The organism is Gottschalkia acidurici 9a, assembly GCF_000299355.1.
GTDB classification, from domain to species: domain Bacteria; phylum Bacillota; class Clostridia; order Tissierellales; family Gottschalkiaceae; genus Gottschalkia; species Gottschalkia acidurici.
The window spans coordinates 826,144-842,136 of record NC_018664.1 but is presented as its reverse complement, the minus strand read 5'-3'; the positions used below and the strand labels follow the sequence as shown (position 1 = coordinate 842,136).

Below are 15,993 nucleotides of genomic sequence, written 5' to 3'. Positions count from 1 at the left end.
CTACTATATTAATAAAGGTAATATGTAAAAGTGATATAACACTTTCTATTTCTAAGAAAGTGTTATATTCTAATAATTATTAATCTTAATATCAATTTAGTAGATAGTTCACTTCAGTTCAAACTATATCAACTCATCATCTAGTATTATAGAATTAATTCCATTTATAAATGCTACAGCACTCGATCTTATTATATCTGTCTCTGTTGCCTTAGAAGAGTATTCTTTTCCATTGTAATCTATTACTATAGATACTCTTCCTAGTGCATCTTTGCCTCTTGACATACTATTTATTTTATATTCCTTTAATTCTACATCCAGTTTAACTGCATTTTTTATAGCCGTATAAAGGGCATCTATAGGTCCATGCCCTACTGAGCTTTCTATTAGAATTTCGTCTCCCTTTTTTATCTTTACTGTTGCTGTAGGGAATATATCATTGCTTATTACCTGTAAAGACTCTATCTCATACAGTTTTTTTCCTATTTCCATAAATCTCTCATTAGCCATACTGTCATTATCATGATAGTATTTTTCTATTAAATAGATTAAATCATGATGATAGACTTCTTTTTTCATATCTGCAAGTTCTAAAAATCTCTTAAATAAATCATCGAATTCTATTTCATTACCTATTTCTAATCCTAAGCTAGTAATAGCATCCTTAAATGCATGTCTTCCTGATCTAGCAGTTAAGACTAACTCCATATTATTAACGCCTACGTCTTCTGGTCTTATAACCTCATAAACGTCTCTATTTTTTAATAGTCCATCTTGGTGAATACCAGATGAATGAGAGAAAGCATTATCTCCAGTTATAGCTTTATTAACTTGAACATCCAATCCCATCAAGCCACTTACTAAATTTGATGTTTTCTTTATTTCCCTAGTTACTATGTTAGTATCGGCATTATAATATTCTTTTCTTAACTTAAGTCCCATAACTACTTCTTCTAATGCTGTATTTCCTGCTCTTTCCCCTATTCCGTTTATAGTACACTCTATTTTATCTGCACCATTTTTTATAGCTGCAAGAGTATTTGCAGTAGCTAATCCAGTATCATTATGACAATGAACACTTAATATCACTTTGTCATTAAGGTTTTTAAGACGATAGTTTATTTTTCTTATTAGTTCTCCAAACTCTTCTGGTACTGCATAGCCGACAGTGTCAGGTATATTAATCATAGTAGCTCCAGCCTTCACTACAGCCTCTATGGTTTTCCAAAGATATTCAAAGTCACTTCTTGATGCATCTTCTGTTGAGTACTGAACATTTGGAAGAAGACTCTTTGCATACTTTACTGCTTCAACTCCAGTTTCCAATACCTGTTCTTTTGTTTTACTGAATTTCTTTTCTACGTGTACATTAGATGTACCTAATACAATATGAATAAGTGGATCTTGTGCATGTTTTACGCTTTCATATACGGATGTAATATCAGATTTAACTGCTCTAGCAAGAGCTGTTATCATAGCTTTATCTCCTATCTTTTTTGCTATAGTTTCTACTGATTTAAAATCTCCAGGTGATGATGATGGAAATCCTGCTTCTATAATGTCTACATTTAATTTTATAAGTTGTTTAGCTATTTCTATTTTTTGATGTAAGTTAAGCTTTGCTCCAGGTACTTGTTCACCATCTCTTAATGTAGTATCAAAAACTAATATCTTTTTCATTATTACCAACTCCTTTGCTTAATTTAAAATACAAAAAAACCTCGTCTCATTTAAGAGACGAGGTTATATTCCCGTGGTACCACTCTAATTGATTTTTTATAAATTTATATACACTTAAAAAAGTATATAAATATACAAAAAATCCACTCTTTCAATAGCTAACACTATCTATTCTGATAACGGAGAATTCCGATATACCCTACATTGTCAGGCAATTACTCATAGGTGAGTTCAAGAGTCTAAACCTACTGATTCTCACCAACCATCAGCTCGCTGAAAAATTTATTGCTCTCTACTATTCCTAATCTTAGTCTTAATATTTAGTTTTGTTTTTACAATACTACTATAATTTATCACTTATGTCAATGCATTATTATAATTTTTTTATTCATTATGTTTTAATAATTATTAAATAAAAAAACGCCTTCTATTTTAAAGAAAGTGTTTTTATTTCTGATTTAAATTATTATATGCTTTTAATATCAAACTATTTTTAGTTGCTATTTTATCTATAAAGATTTTTTGTTCTTCTCTTATAATCGGTGTTGTTATTTTTTTAAACATTTCTATCATTTTAGTATAATCACAATTAAAAGAGTCAACACTTGCTTCAATCATTTCTATATCTAACACATCAGAAAAGTCAATATTGTATCCTGATACTTGTGCTAAATATTCTATCATTACTCTTTGGCACCTTCCATTACCTTCTCTGAAAGGATGTATTACATTAATTTCTCCCAAATAGTAAGCAAGCCTACTGTATATATCTTTTTGTGATGTTTCGAGTAAATAGTTTTCCTTTTTCAGTTCAGAAAATATATTGTTTGCACCATCTATGATATACATATGGTTATAAAATGCATTTCCTTTTGATATGTTAACAGTTCTTATTTCACCAGCCCATTCATAAATATCTCTAAAAATATGTTTGTGTATATCCTGCAAATGCTTTAGATCAAAATCACCCTTAATAGGTGTGTATTTTATTTCAGCTATTGATAAAGATGTATATTCTCTTTCAGCTGAGCTAAGCTCTTTTCCATCAATTATATTAAACTTATTTTTTAGTATAAATGAATTTTCATAACAATATTTACTGTCCCATTCATAACTATATGTATAGTCTTTATTCATAGTATTTCATACCTATCGCTTAGTGTGCTTCACAATAATTTTTCTTTTCATTTCTTCAAAACTTACTTTCTCACTTAAACATTCTCTAATTCTTTCTTTATCCTCTTCATTCAAAGGCATACCTTCCATAGCCATTGTACCATTAACTTCTTTAATAATTTTTCTATATCTTTCATATGCCTCACCCGCTTTCTATTTATATATAACTTTATCATACTTGTAATCTATAAACAATAAGCCATTTTCTATTATAAAGTATACTTTATTAACTGGATTATATGCTTATTATAATAAATACAGACCTATAACACATTACTGTATACCCTCTTATTTCTTTACATATATTATGTTCAAAAATCTATCAAAAAATAATAAAGTACTTTCTTTAACTATAGAAAGTATTTATTATTTTTTTATAGTATTTTGCTTTTTGATACTTTTAGCCTAACATAGCTTTATTTTTAACCTATATTTCTATTTTTATTAATAAACACCCTAAATTCATCTATAACCTTTTCATGTTCTCCCTCAACATAATCCCCAGGAATTTCAAACACTTCTAAGCGTATATCCTCGTTAGTCATTAACTGTTGTAGTTCTTCCATAAATATTCCTCTTTCACCTAGAATATCACAAGATGGACTTCCTGTTATACCTACTAGTCCAATAATTTTATAATTATTATTTATATACTCTTTCATTTGTTCTACAACTTTTTTAGATATATCTGAACATGCACTTCTATATTCTTTTGTATTATATTCTTCTTTCGTCATAGGAGGACGAGCTTCGCCTAAAAAGCTAAATTCAGGACAAGGTAGTTGTATTATGGAAATATTATTATCTAATATAACTCTTATAATATCATTAAAAGCACCTATGGCTCTTTCCCAGTCTCTTATAACAGAATTTTGGTTTAGTACACAGTGAGCTGTGTATATTATTTCTTTTCCTCTATGCATCTTTACTAGCCTTTTTTGGTATTAAATTACTAGGTATCGCTTCTATTAATAAAGCGACCATGATACAACTAGCTATTTTATCTATAAGATTACCCGCTATTCTAGGTATAAATGCAGCAGTAAATATTTTATGACCACTTGCTAGTAACCAAGCAAAAATAATATCAGTTCCTCCCCCTGTTGCTCCTCCAGAAATAAACACGGCTATTGGAGTTCCTATTAAAGGTGCCACTACTGATATGATCAATCCAGTAATTATAGCTACTTTAAAATTGAATTTATACTTTTTAGCTATAAAACCTACTACTAAACCAACAACTATATTAACTATAGCAAAAGGAATGTCTTTAGGATTAGTAAGTATACCTTGAATGATATTTGTTAATCCCCCTGTCAATGCTCCAGCAAATGGACCTAGTACTACAGCCACAAATATAGTTCCTATAGTATCTAGGAATAGTAGTGGAATTTGAATGATCTGCAACAGTGTTCCAAGTGCAATATTAATAACAATACCTAGTGATGCTATAATCATATTATTTGTTGACTGAAATGGCGAATTTTTCACATTATTCCTCCTTATCAAACATTTCTCATTAAGATTCCCTATAATTATATTATTTGAATAAAGCTTAGTAAAATTAAAATAATTAATACATTATAGCTTGTTTATAGATATGTCCTATATCTATTTTGCTATAGATTTAACTTTAATTAATAAAAACATAATAAAACAATGTATCTATCTGAAATATTCATCTATATTATTTTCGTATATTCAATAAATCTTAAAATAAAAGATTTAACTATTTAAAATTAAGTAATAATCATTTTTTAATATAAAAAAACACCCGAATTTACATTCAGGTGTCTTTGTCTTATATAGTACTTATATATTAAATTTATTAACTATACTTTGTAAATCTTGAGCCAAGCTCGCTAAAGCTTCATTAGAGTTAGCAAGTTCTTCAATGGATGCGGATTGTTCTTCCATAGATGCAGTTACTTGTTGATTAGCTGCAGAGTTTTCTTCTGCAATACTAGAAAGATTTTGTAAAATATCTAGTATTTCATTTTTCATTTTATTCATTTCTTCTCCAGAAACGTTTAATTGACCTACAGCATCGCTTGCATTTGATGTTGCTTCTTTAATTGCAATATAGTTATTCTTATTATTATTTACACTGTATGTTTGCTCTTCTATTACCTTGTCCATTTCTATTATTGTATTAACAGCATCTTTAGAATTTTTTTGTAAATCCTTTACCATATCATCAATATCTTTAGTTGAAACTGATGACTGTTCTGCAAGTTTTCTAATCTCTTCTGCTACTACAGAGAATCCTTTTCCAGCATCACCTGCCCTTGCTGCTTCTATAGCTGCATTTAGAGCTAATAAGTTAGTTTGATCTGCAATAGAAGATATCAAATTACTTGCCTGTCCAATTCTAGTAGAGCTTTCATTAGTTTTTAATATAACGTCATGTATTTCCTTTGAGGCTCGATTGCTTTCTTCCGTTTTTTTAGATAAATACTCTATTTCTTTTAGACCTTCAATTAATACTTGTCCTACCTTTTCTGTAGCACTATTTAGTTCATTTAAATGATTTTGATTTTTTTCAATCATTTCTCCTAGTACGTTCGCCTTTGTAGATCCAATTTCAGTGCTTCTTGCCTGATCATAAGCCCCTCTTGCTATTTCACCTACGGTAATAGATACTTCTTCAGCAGCATTTGCTGATTGTTGTGAAGTTGCTGTTAGTTCCTCTGATGAAGCAGCTAATTGCTCTGATGAGTTACTTATGTCTCCTACAATTTCTCTAACTCCATAAGCTATGCTTTGAAGAGCTCTTGACAGTACCCCTATCTCATCTTTCTTATCTAGATACTTTTTATCAATGTCACTAGATATATCTAACTTAGCTATTTTTTCAGAATGACGAACCATTTCAATAATTGGTTTAACAATAGAATTACCAATCATATATGAAATTAATATGCTTATTAATAAAACTATTGATACAACTATTATTATTTTATTTTGTAACATAGATATTGCAGACAAGACTTCATCTTGATTTGCAGTAATCACAAATATCCAGTCACTACCTTTAATTTCTGCATATCCTGCATATAAATCATTTCCGTTATAGTTGTATGTACTAACTCCATTTTTCTCTTTTATTATTTTTTTAAATATATTAGATATGGACATCAAACTATTATCTTTCTTAGCTTCTTCAATTGGTGAAAACTGACTAAGCACTTTATCTCTGTCTGGGTGAGCTATTATAGTACCTTTACTATTTACAATATAACCATATCCCTTTTTACCATATCCAGTATCATCCACAATCTCACTTAGAGAATTTCCATCTTTACGACCAATTAAAGCTCCAACTACCATATTATCTTTGTATATAGGAGTAGCTATCATAATAACAGGCTCATTTGTCACCTTACTGATTAATACGTCAGATATAGCAGTTTCACCATTTAGTGCTTTTTGAATATAATCTCTGTCACCTAATTGACTCGTAGTACCATCTGGGTAGTTAGCAGTTCCATCCATTTGAACAATTGCCATAACTATAAAATCTGTTTTACTTAACTGTGTCTGTAGCACTTGTTGCTGCCTATTCCAATCCATACTATAAATAGCCTCGTTCAATGCTAACATTTCTAATGTACGTTTTTCAGTTTCTAATCTGCTAGATGTCAGTTTTGAGTCCTCAACAGCTAGAGAAGAAAGTGAATTTTCAGCTTCTTTTATAAGGGTACTATTAAAACTTGTTAAAGAAACAATTCCCAAAATTATTGAAGATAATATAATTAATATAGAAAAGCTGATAATTAGTTTTGTCTTAATACTCTTCATTTGAATTCTTTTCATTTGAATCCTCCTTTCAATTTTAATTATTGTGCTTAATTATTTCTATATATTCAATCATTGATCTAAATAAAAAGCATATTAAAATGAGGATGTCTCTCTGTAAAATAGTAAGTTACTAAACGAACTAAGTCGAAAGAACATCCTCATCTGGAAAAATTTTAACATGATTTTTCAATGTATTCAAGATTTTTAAGTAAATAACTTGGTTATGTTAAATTTAATTTTTCAATACGGCAATATAATTTATTTCTTTGACATTATATTAGTAAGTATTTTTATAGTAAAAAGCTTTTTATTCTCTATCTAAAAACTTTACTGAGTCATGTGTACCATCACAGAAAGGCTTATTCTTAGATTTCCCACAGCGACATAGGGTTACTCTATTTCTTCTTTCATAGATATCTCCATCTGCCGACTCAATTGGAATACCTCCCTTTACAAATATTCCAGCACTTGCTTGTTTTTCTGGATCTTGAAGGATTTCTATAGAAGGTTCGTATTCAGGTTCAATCATATTTCCATCTTTATCCACGGCTACCAATCTTCCAGCTGGACATTCACTAGCTGCCTTTATAGCTTCATTACGCTTTTCGTCAGTATCTGAACTTTTTGTCAGCTCCCACGCACTTCCGTTTTCGCTATGACAGAAACGGGCAAAAGCACATCTTTTATCATCTAAAAGATCTATAGTAGTCCCCTCTAATATCTCTGCTCTATCTTCAAATTTGGATTTTTCTGCAGTTTCAGTTCCAACAAAATCTTCTTTCACATGAGAACCATCACAAAATGGTGGATTTTTAGACTTACCACAGCGACATAGAGCATATTCACTAGATTGCTGTATCTCACGTCCATCTTTAAGTTCATATCCTTTTCCCTTTTTAACTATTATTTTCTCATATAATGGTACATTACCAGAAACAATATATGGACCATCCTTTATTACTTTTATTTTGCATTCTTTTTTATCATTTGACATTGTTAACATCACCCTTCTATTCCTTTGACTTCATTTAATAAGTACATCTAGACATTTATATTTCCCATATAGTAAAAGTTAATATACTTTTTATCAGATAATTTATCTGAATATATTTCTAGATTATTCTACTCTCACTATCTTCTTTAAGTATGCTATCATTTAACTAATAAGCAAAGCTAATATAAGATCATACTTATAGAAAACCTTAACACGATTACTTAATACATTCAACCTTCCTTATCTAAGAACAGCATTTTTCATATAAAAATAGGGGAAATACAATTTCCCCTATTTTAATGTTCATTTATTCTTTTATATTTATAGTATATTACGCTAAAGTACGTTTTAGGAATTCCCTTGTACGCTCTTGTGTTGGATTATTAAAAATTTGCTCTGGACTTCCTTCTTCTGCTATAACCCCTTTATCCATAAATACTACACGATCAGATACATCTTTGGCAAATTCCATTTCATGAGTAACTATTAACATCGTAAGACCTGTTTCAGCAAGCTCTTTCATAATTTTAAGAACTTCCCCTACCATCTCAGGATCTAGTGCAGATGTTGGCTCATCAAACAGCATAACGTCTGGCTCCATAGAAAGTGCTCTAGCAATAGCAACTCGTTGCTTTTGACCACCAGATAGTTGTTTTGGTTTAGCATTTATATATTTATCCATTCCAACAACTTTTAAATATTTCATTGCTATTTTTTCCGCTTCTTCTTTTGAACGTTTCAATACTTTCATTTGACCTACCACGCAGTTACTTAAAACGTCATGATTATTAAATAGATTAAACTGCTGGAATACCATTCCTAATTTTGTACGATATTCATAAATATCATGCTTATCATCTAAAATATTTTCTCCATGATAAATAATTTCTCCACCACTTGGCTTTTCTAATAAATTAACACAACGAAGAAGAGTCGATTTACCAGATCCAGATGATCCTATTATGCAAACTACTTCTCCTTTATTTACTGAAAAATCAATATCTTTTAGAACTTCATGACTACCAAATGATTTACTTAAATGCTTAATCTCAATTACTTTCTCCATGATTATCCTCCTTTCTTTTATCTATTTTCTTTGTTTTTTCTCTTTAATATGTCTTCAGGTGTTTCTACTTGCATCTGATTAGCAATCATAATGTAATTTTCCGGACCATCTAATCTTCTTTCAATATATCTTAATATTCTTGTAATTGTAAAAGTCATTACCAAATAAATAACACTTGCAACAAAGAATGACTCAAAATATCTAAAGTTATTTCCTGCGATTGACTTTGTTTGGAAAAATAGCTCTGTTACAGATATAACATTAAGGACTGATGTATCTTTTATATTTATAACAAATTCATTACCTGTTGCTGGTAAAATGTTACGAATTACTTGTGGTAAAACTACATTTTTCATAGTTTGAATATGGTTCATACCTACTGCTTGAGCTGCTTCAAATTGTCCCTTATCTATAGAAACAATACCACCACGAACAATCTCTGACATGTACGCTCCTGTATTAATAGAAACAATAAAAATTGCTGCATATAATCTATTCATATCTATACCGAATGCCAGGGCTGATCCATAGTATATTACCATAGCTTGTACAATCATAGGTGTTCCACGGAATATTTCTATATAAATAGAAAGTATAGAGTTAATAACTTTTAAAGTAGTTCTTTTTAATCCTCTTTCAGGCACTGGAACAGTTCTTATAACTCCTATTAATAAACCAATACCTGTACCTATAATCGTACCTATAATTGAAATTACAAGTGTTACACCAGCTCCACGAATAAACATGGGCCAGTTTTCTGAGACAATCTTTACTATCCAATCAAAACTCATCTTTATCCTCCTTTAGAAAAACCATAAAACAGAATGCATTAAATCGCATTCTGTTTTTAATTATAAATTATTTTGCTGATGGCTGATTTTTTATTGCATTATCCATTATATTTAAACGTTCTTCTTCAGAAATACCTGCTAAAACTTTATTAATCTTTTCAGCCAGTTCACTGCCTTTTGGTATTCCTACAGCAATTGAAGTATCATCATCTGAAGTTTCAAATCCATCTTTAAATTCTACCATTTTAAGATTCTTATTAACAGCAGTAGCACTAACACCTTCTGGACGTTCAGAAATATATCCATCAATAACTCCTGATTCAAGTGCAACTCTCATTGCTGTAAAGTTATCCATAGCTGGTTGCTTAGATACACCTTTAATTTGATCTATTACTGAGTAATGGAATGTATTTAATTGACCAGTCACTTTAGCACCTTTAAAGTCTTGTATAGATGCTGCATTTTCGTACTTACTACCTTTCTTAACAACCATAACTAAGTCAGATTTATAGTAGTTATCTGAAAAGTCTATTGTTTCTTTACGCAGATTTGTTGGTGACATACCCGCTATTATGGCATCGATTTTGCCTGAAGTTAATGCTGGTACAAGACCATCCCATTCAACTTTAACAACAACTAATTTTTTTCCTAGTCCTTCAGCTATCTTTTTAGCCATTTCTATATCATATCCACCCGCATATTCTGCATTTCCATCAATTTTAACTGCACCGTTAGAATCATTCATTTGAGTCCAGTTAAATGGTGGATATCCACATTCAAGACCAACTCTAAATGTGTCTGACTCTGCATTTCCATTTTTAGAACTATCACTTCCGCCACATCCCGCTAAAATTAAAACGGATGATAGAATCATTATTGTTAATAGTGATAATTTTTTTATCATTCTTTTTTCTCCTCCTTTTTATGTTAAGTTTTATAATGACACTATTTATTTAGTTTAGATCCATGACATTATTAAACAAAAAACGACCGGAGATAAACTCTGGTCGTAATTATGCATAGTTGCCATTAAATGCTCTTGTTTTCCATAACGAGATAGCACAACCCAATAACCATGGAAGTTTATTGAGACAGTTCTGTAGCTCTTAACTACAGACCCAGCAGTTAATACTGAGAATATTAACCACTTCGGCGATATTTCCTTCTCCTTAGCATCAATGCTTCTCACGCTCCACTAAAGACTGTTAAATATCGCACCTCTACTCACCTGAAAAAGTGAGATTATATGAAGTTATAATACATATTATACAGTTTACAATAACTTATTTTATATGTCAACCTGACTACGATAATTCTACATAATAAACTTATTTAGGACTATATAAACATAATTAAGATCACAACTTACTTAATATGTATATTTAAGATTAATAGACTATAAGTATCTATTTTCACAAATCTCTATCTTTTTCTTAAGTTTCTATTCATTTTTGCTAAAATAGTCTTTGTTATATAAGAACGCTCTATCATTAGGCTTATAAGTTCCTGCTATTTCATTATACTTTATAGCTTCGCCTATATTTCCGAGTCTGTGGTAGCACACACACAGTTGTATATTAGGTATATATCCATAATAGTCATGATAAACGAATCCACTTTTTTGTAAAGTAGATTTTTGCTGTATAGCTAATTTATACCAAAAAATCGCAGAGTTGTAATCTTCTCTATTAAAATAATATTTACCAATTTCACAACAAATATTTGATCTAGGAACCTCGTACTCAAAACTTCTAAAAAGACTTTTTAAGCTGCTTTTCTCATCCTTTAATTGTGAATAACAGTGTGATATCATCTCGCAAGCATTTATACAGTCTTCTATCCATCCCTTATTAGAATCTAAAAAGTCATTAAAATACTTTATAGCATCCTCATATCTTTTATTGTAGTATAGCTCTCGAGCGTAGTAATAAGTGCCTCTAGTGCTTAATGATTCTCCCTTAGCTAAAATATTTTCATAAATACGAATATTTCTACCTTCCTCGTTCACATGCTCCTTTTTATGAGTAATAGAAGCATCTAAATAATAAATGTTTCCTTGCAGAGGAATTACCTCATGTACTGGCTCAACCCATTGATAATTCATAATTCTTTTAAAGATCCGTTCACGATAATAAGATAAAGTTAGATTACCATTTTCATCAAACCCCACATCATAGTTCATTGATACTAAATCATAATTAGATAAAAGACTTTTCTTAAATTCTATTAGTTTTATTGCATCTTCTTCCATTATTACATCATCAGCATCTAGCCAAATTATATAGTCTTTTGTTGCCAAAGAAAATGAAAAATTTCTTGCTTTAGAAAAGTCATCTACCCATTCAAAATCATATACCTTATCAGTGTATTGTTTAGCTATTTTCTTAGTGTTGTCCGTAGAACCTGTATCTACTATGATGATTTCATCTACAATATTTAGAACACTATCTAAACATCGACTTAAGACGGCTTCCTCGTTTTTAACAATCATACATAGACTAATTTCTGCCATAATCTGTCTCCCCTTTATACTATAGTTTCAATATCTATAAGAATTATATGCTTTGATATAAAAAACTTTCGTATAAGGAAATTATTTTTTATAAAACCTTCTTTAATATAAATATTCTTAATGTTTTTAAACGCTGATGAATCAACCTTTTTATGTTTATCATCATTTATACATCCCTATTAATTACATTTAGATGTTTTTATTTATTTCTTTACATTACTAGCCATAAACTCTCCTTTAAATACCAAGTGTTATTATCATAGCGTCTTGTTTTACGATTTTGTTTATTATTTCTCCTGAAATATTGTGTAATAATTTAATTGCTTATTTATTAAGCTCTCTTAAAATTATAGTAACTTAATGTACAATCTTGCATATAATGAATTAAGGTAACTAACTTATAAGTAATTATCTTAATTAACTGTTGAATCAAGCAGTTTGATTGAATACGGATATATTACATCTAGTAGTATCTTTAAAGACTGTAGACAAGTATTCAAACAACTCACTATTCATAGATTTTATCTGTCTCTAGTTATAAGAGTATAATTGATCAAACAGTAAATATTAGTGCTTCAGAAACTATAAAGAACACAATATCTATAAGCATATCTATAGATACTTTTAAAAAAAGAAACATTTGTCAAGATTAAAACGATTATAGAATACTTTACATTTAATGTTTAATATATAGCTGATCCTACGGAATATTCAGCCTATGTAGTCCATTTTATTATTCTATTTACAAATTTTATTGTTACTCCTATTCAATATACTCATATTTCCAATATGTTTCATACTCTATATAGAAGACACCTTTTCTTGTTAATTAGATAAAAGAATAATATCTAATAATATTACTCTGCTTATAGTACTAGGTCATTGATAAGGAGATATGAAACTTAATAACAAAAGAGTATTCTGAATTAGTCAAAGAATTAGGATTGTATTCCTATTTTCCTTTGGGCTCTAAATACTTTACGTAAGAAAACTTCTCATAACATCTAACAATACCAATTGAAATACCAGATATTAATCGATTAATTCCTAGTCATAGTGAAATAGAAGTATCTTCTTTTCGATTGATGAAAATCATAAAATTATATCTAATTAAGAATAACAGTTCTTATGATACAAGCTTTTAGTAGAACTTAAGTTTAAATATAAGGTAAAATACCCCAATCCAATCTGTTCTTGCAGCTAGTTATGAACACATTCTGAAAACTGCATTCATCGTAATACCCTGTGAAATAGATTGTAATGTAAAAAGTGCTATTTAGAAAAAAGTTATAGTCATATATTCTATTGAAGTTATCTTGGCTAAAGGTGTTAACTTAAGAACTATCTATATCAGTGCAACCTCCTTGTCAATGTTAAGTAAACAAACAGTTCTTAAAAGTAACTATAAAACTATTCACTACCTGGTAATAGCTATACTATAACATGCAAGCTACAAATTAATAATATTATCTCTAACCCTACTATTGATGTAGCTCCGAAAGATGTTATTAAAACAGATACTAGTTTTGTATGCAATAATGTGTAAATAGTATTAATCAGCCAGACGCTAATCTATAGACATGAACAAACCTAGGAAAGATAATATTTAATTCTATCGTACTAGTAAATATCTATGTAGAATAGACGTAGAATTCAATATTAGTCAACTTAGCAACTTTGCAGTAGTAAATTTTGTGGATGAACTAGACCCTTTACTTACAGGATCATCTATCATTAATGAACTTATTATTCCTGGATGAACACCTAATTATATCTGTATAAGTCAGTAAATAAAGGTTTCACTTTAATATAAGCCATAATAAAATTTACAGTAATCTTTATTAATAATAGTGATGTAGCATTGAATAATGCTATATTAAAAGATATTTTACTAAATAAATTAGATTTCTTAATCAATAGTATGAGAGTAAATAGAATAGTTCAAACTATAGTCAAAATTATCGTGTAAATCTTCTATTATTAATAGTTCATCAATTATATTTGAATATAACATACCACTTATACCTCCTGTAAGTTGTTAAAAGTAATACTATAGTAGTTAATCAACAATATGAAAACCAGGCGCGATAGAAATGCTTGATTCCAGTATAAATGTAAAAATATTAAGTTTAAAACTTATTCAAGGTTTAGCGCTGCTTCGTGTGAAGAAACTATATTAACTGAAAATAGACTTATAGTAAATGATCGAAACAGTTAGTTTAGTATTTTGTTACTGGAACTTCTCAATCAGTCCATCCTATAAAATCTGATATAGTCTTTAATACTTCTATAGTTGTTCCAGAAGGTTTTATACTTGATTCCAACATTAAAATTAACTAGATATATACGCCCAGCTATTAAATAAGAGAATTATCCTTAATATCTAAAAGTAGTATGTTGATTAACTGCAACTTTCATAAAGCATTAATTAAATTATTTTATTTGTCTATCACTTATATATATTTAGACTGTTTCATTTAAAGCAACAAACAATTTATAAAGGGGGGATTAGCATGAGCTCAAGGTGTAATAGATATCAAACAAATTGTAGTTGTAATTGCAATTGCAATTGTAATTGTATACCTTATGATGACGGTTTCATATGTCCTCCAGTTCCTATCGGACCTACTGGGTCGACTGGACCTACTGGACCCACTGGAGCTACTGGAGCTACTGGGGCAACTGGGGCAGGATTAATCGGACCTACTGGGCCTACCGGACCTACTGGATCAGGAATAATTGGACCTACTGGACCGACTGGACCTACTGGATCAGGAATAATTGGACCTACTGGGCCGACTGGAGCTACTGGACTTATTGGACCAATTGGACCAACTGGAGCCACTGGACCTACCGGAGCAGGAATAATTGGACCTACTGGGCCGACCGGAGCTACTGGACTTATTGGACCAATTGGACCAACTGGAGCTACTGGACCTACTGGAGCAGGGATAATTGGACCCACTGGCCCGACTGGACCTACTGGGCCAACTGGGTTAGGAATAACTGGTGCTACTGGACCAATTGGCCCTACTGGACCTACTGGAGCTGATGGAGCTACTGGGCCTACTGGAGCTACTGGGCCTACTGGCGCTAATGGTGTTACTGGACCTACTGGCGCTACTGGGGCTACTGGACCTACTGGCGCTAATGGACTAATTGGACCTACTGGAGCTACTGGGGCTGACGGAGCTACTGGACCTACTGGCGCTACTGGAGCTACTGGAGCTGATGGCGCTACTGGACCTACTGGCGCTACTGGGGCTACTGGACCTACTGGCGCTAATGGACTAATTGGGCCGACTGGACCTACTGGGGCTGACGGAGCTACTGGACCTACTGGGGCTACTGGACCTACTGGGGCTAACGGTGCTACTGGACCTACTGGACCAACCGGAGCTACTGGACCTACTGGACCTGCAGTTACAAGTAATTCTATGTTTGCTGGTAATAGTAGTGGAACTGTAATAGCAGTGGTATTGGGAGGAACTTTAGTTCCATTACCTGACTCTCAAAATTTAGATGGTTTCACTGTAAATGGTGCTAATACTGTATTTACCGTTCCTGTAACAGGACTTTACAGTGTAAGTTATGATGTGAATACTACAGTAGCACTATTGTTAGGAAGTAGGATAATCGTTAATGGTTCGCCTATAACGGCCTTAACACGAAATCCAGTCTTATCTGTTTCCAGCTTTTCTGCAAGTGCTATTATAAATTTAAATGCTGGTGATACTGTATCATTGCAACTTTTCGGTCTACTAGGAGCTGCAACATTACAGGGTGGTGCTGGGGCCGGTCTGAGTATTATACGTCTAGCTTAAGCATTTTTAAGTAATAAAAATAAGGTAGAAAATATTATAATATTTTCTACCTTATTCATTAATTTTGAAAGTCTAAGTATATTAATTACTATAATCCTGTTTATTTCTTTTTTCCAAAACTCCTATAGAATCCTTTTCTAATATAAGTA

At 30.9% G+C, this 15,993-nt stretch carries 12 protein-coding genes, 1 riboswitch and 1 other annotated feature; of the genes, 1 reads left to right on the top strand and 11 read right to left on the bottom strand.

The features are described 5' to 3' along the window. Window positions 1-123 precede the first annotated feature (123 nt). The 11 genes from CURI_RS03795 to CURI_RS03750 all read right to left on the bottom strand — a co-directional run bounded on the left by CURI_RS03795 (window position 124) and on the right by CURI_RS03750 (window position 12,020). Window positions 124-1,680, bottom strand: a complete 1,557-nt coding sequence (locus CURI_RS03795) for a 2-isopropylmalate synthase (RefSeq protein WP_014966959.1) — start codon at window positions 1,678-1,680, stop codon at window positions 124-126. A gap of 50 nt (window positions 1,681-1,730) precedes the next feature. Beyond that, window positions 1,731-1,998 (bottom strand) — a binding site (T-box leader). Window positions 1,999-2,127: 129 nt separating this feature from the next. Continuing rightward, window positions 2,128-2,817 carry a Fic/DOC family protein gene (locus CURI_RS03790; protein WP_014966958.1) on the bottom strand — a complete coding sequence of 230 codons (690 nt, stop codon included), beginning with the start codon at window positions 2,815-2,817 and terminating at the stop codon, window positions 2,128-2,130. A 12-nt stretch (window positions 2,818-2,829) separates the two neighbouring features. Then, on the bottom strand, window positions 2,830-2,952 hold the full coding sequence (locus tag CURI_RS16310; protein WP_266353824.1) for a hypothetical protein: 123 nt from the start codon (window positions 2,950-2,952) through the stop codon (window positions 2,830-2,832). Window positions 2,953-3,278: 326 nt separating this feature from the next. Then, on the bottom strand, window positions 3,279-3,779 hold the full coding sequence (locus tag CURI_RS03785; RefSeq protein WP_014966957.1) for a CD3072 family TudS-related putative desulfidase: 501 nt from the start codon (window positions 3,777-3,779) through the stop codon (window positions 3,279-3,281). Continuing rightward, window positions 3,772-4,347, bottom strand: coding sequence for a CD3073 family putative ECF transporter S component (locus tag CURI_RS03780; protein ID WP_014966956.1), 576 nt, complete (start codon window positions 4,345-4,347; stop codon window positions 3,772-3,774). The genes CURI_RS03785 and CURI_RS03780 overlap by 8 nt, the downstream gene beginning before the upstream one ends. A gap of 321 nt (window positions 4,348-4,668) precedes the next feature. Then, window positions 4,669-6,672: a methyl-accepting chemotaxis protein gene (locus tag CURI_RS03775; protein ID WP_014966955.1), complete on the bottom strand. Its 2,004-nt coding sequence runs from the start codon at window positions 6,670-6,672 to the stop codon at window positions 4,669-4,671. A 292-nt stretch (window positions 6,673-6,964) separates the two neighbouring features. Continuing rightward, window positions 6,965-7,651, bottom strand: a complete 687-nt coding sequence (locus tag CURI_RS03770) for a CDGSH iron-sulfur domain-containing protein (RefSeq protein ID WP_014966954.1) — start codon at window positions 7,649-7,651, stop codon at window positions 6,965-6,967. Window positions 7,652-7,982: 331 nt separating this feature from the next. Next, complete coding sequence (locus tag CURI_RS03765; RefSeq protein WP_014966953.1) at window positions 7,983-8,717, bottom strand: amino acid ABC transporter ATP-binding protein; 735 nt, start codon at window positions 8,715-8,717, stop codon at window positions 7,983-7,985. Window positions 8,718-8,734: 17 nt separating this feature from the next. Further along, window positions 8,735-9,508, bottom strand: coding sequence for an amino acid ABC transporter permease (locus tag CURI_RS03760; protein ID WP_041701511.1), 774 nt, complete (start codon window positions 9,506-9,508; stop codon window positions 8,735-8,737). A 67-nt stretch (window positions 9,509-9,575) separates the two neighbouring features. After that, complete coding sequence (locus CURI_RS03755; RefSeq protein ID WP_014966951.1) at window positions 9,576-10,412, bottom strand: transporter substrate-binding domain-containing protein; 837 nt, start codon at window positions 10,410-10,412, stop codon at window positions 9,576-9,578. Window positions 10,413-10,557: 145 nt separating this feature from the next. Further along, window positions 10,558-10,739, bottom strand: a riboswitch (Lysine riboswitch). A gap of 210 nt (window positions 10,740-10,949) precedes the next feature. Next, complete coding sequence (locus CURI_RS03750) at window positions 10,950-12,020, bottom strand: tetratricopeptide repeat-containing glycosyltransferase family 2 protein (RefSeq protein ID WP_014966950.1); 1,071 nt, start codon at window positions 12,018-12,020, stop codon at window positions 10,950-10,952. A 2,513-nt stretch (window positions 12,021-14,533) separates the two neighbouring features. Here CURI_RS03750 and CURI_RS03745 point away from each other — a divergent pair. After that, window positions 14,534-15,844 carry a BclA C-terminal domain-containing protein gene (locus tag CURI_RS03745; protein ID WP_014966949.1) on the top strand — a complete coding sequence of 437 codons (1,311 nt, stop codon included), beginning with the start codon at window positions 14,534-14,536 and terminating at the stop codon, window positions 15,842-15,844. Window positions 15,845-15,993 lie beyond the last annotated feature (149 nt).

What these genes read in the sequence shown, in the direction of transcription:
- CURI_RS03785 (WP_014966957.1), bottom strand. Translation starts at nt 3,779, where the DNA reads ATGCATAGAGGAAAAGAAATAATATACACAGCTCACTGTGTACTAAAC.
- CURI_RS03760 (WP_041701511.1), bottom strand. Translation starts at nt 9,508, where the DNA reads ATGAGTTTTGATTGGATAGTAAAGATTGTCTCAGAAAACTGGCCCATG.
- CURI_RS16310 (WP_266353824.1), bottom strand. Translation starts at nt 2,952, where the DNA reads ATGGCTATGGAAGGTATGCCTTTGAATGAAGAGGATAAAGAAAGAATT.
- CURI_RS03765 (WP_014966953.1), bottom strand. Translation starts at nt 8,717, where the DNA reads ATGGAGAAAGTAATTGAGATTAAGCATTTAAGTAAATCATTTGGTAGT.
- CURI_RS03755 (WP_014966951.1), bottom strand. Translation starts at nt 10,412, where the DNA reads ATGATAAAAAAATTATCACTATTAACAATAATGATTCTATCATCCGTT.
- CURI_RS03770 (WP_014966954.1), bottom strand. Translation starts at nt 7,651, where the DNA reads ATGTCAAATGATAAAAAAGAATGCAAAATAAAAGTAATAAAGGATGGT.
- CURI_RS03745 (WP_014966949.1), top strand. Translation starts at nt 14,534, where the DNA reads ATGAGCTCAAGGTGTAATAGATATCAAACAAATTGTAGTTGTAATTGC.
- CURI_RS03795 (WP_014966959.1), bottom strand. Translation starts at nt 1,680, where the DNA reads ATGAAAAAGATATTAGTTTTTGATACTACATTAAGAGATGGTGAACAA.
- CURI_RS03775 (WP_014966955.1), bottom strand. Translation starts at nt 6,672, where the DNA reads ATGAAAAGAATTCAAATGAAGAGTATTAAGACAAAACTAATTATCAGC.
- CURI_RS03790 (WP_014966958.1), bottom strand. Translation starts at nt 2,817, where the DNA reads ATGAATAAAGACTATACATATAGTTATGAATGGGACAGTAAATATTGT.
- CURI_RS03750 (WP_014966950.1), bottom strand. Translation starts at nt 12,020, where the DNA reads ATGGCAGAAATTAGTCTATGTATGATTGTTAAAAACGAGGAAGCCGTC.